Here is a 957-nt window from a genome sequence, read left to right as displayed (position 1 = left end):
GCTCCGCTGTTTGTTTTTCGCTTTAAAATAACGTGTCAAAAGGCGATCGTCCCCGGTGTCACCGCAGTGTTCAACTACTCGACCAACGTCAACTAAAATTGGTGTCTGAAAATCTCTTTCTTTGAATATCTAAGTAATCCTTCCATTTTTCATATAATCGTGCTTCATTTAACTCTAATGTACCTAAAGGAGGTTCATCTGATGGCATATACCTCACAAAAGATGCTATCACCTCTGGGTAGTCAAAATCAGCATAAATTTGTTCCACTATACCTAGTGGGTCTGCATAATTATCTTTATTTTCAAAAACCCAATCTAATACTAAATAGAGCCATTTTTCATTAAGTATTGTATCATCTTGACCCGAGTCCAATCTGGCTAACTCATCCAGATATGGTTGAACTGATTCGCCTTTATATAAGGATGCTAAATCAAGTAGTGTTTGGTTATATTCTTCACCCTGAGAAACTTTAACCGTTGCATGTTCAATTGCCGAATCTGAAGGAAGTAACTTCCTGTTAATAGCATATAATATATCCTTCCATGTTAATTGAACTCTCTTTGAAACAAAATCATATTTTAATTCGAAAATTAGTGAGTCCATTATTTACCCTCTCTTTGGTACTACTTTTGATTTGGGCTACCAGTAATTTTACCGCCTTCAATAAAACGTTGGTGCGATACTTTTCCATTTGGTTCTAATATATATTCAAATATACCCTTATTCCCATTTAACGCACCTTCGGTTTGAAGAAGCGTTCTTTGTACTCCATCACCACCACGTATACTAAATGTTCTTCCTGCTGCGAGTTGCTCCTTACTTAAAAAGCTAGCTGCAAGGTGACCAGGGTCAGATTTTGATAATGCAGTGCCAGTACGTTCAGCATTAATAATTTGTTCAGCTGCAAGGGAAGACCTTAGTCTTTCAAAATCAGCAACATTATTCGCTCCAGATAC

At 37.0% G+C, this 957-nt stretch carries 1 protein-coding gene and 1 pseudogene; both read right to left on the bottom strand.

Annotated features, from left to right (window positions below; all coding sequences use genetic code 11):
• Positions 1–88: 88 nt before the first annotated feature.
• Positions 89–604: a DUF2247 family protein gene (locus ALO_RS05410; protein WP_004093686.1), complete on the bottom strand. Its 516-nt coding sequence runs from the start codon at positions 602–604 to the stop codon at positions 89–91.
• A 20-nt stretch (positions 605–624) separates the two neighbouring features.
• Positions 625–957 (bottom strand): annotated as a pseudogene (locus ALO_RS22365) (hypothetical protein); the annotation flags it as partial.

Source organism: Acetonema longum DSM 6540 (genome assembly GCF_000219125.1).
Lineage (GTDB): Bacteria > Bacillota > Negativicutes > Sporomusales > Acetonemataceae > Acetonema > Acetonema longum.
This window is presented reverse-complemented; position numbering and strand designations above follow the sequence as displayed.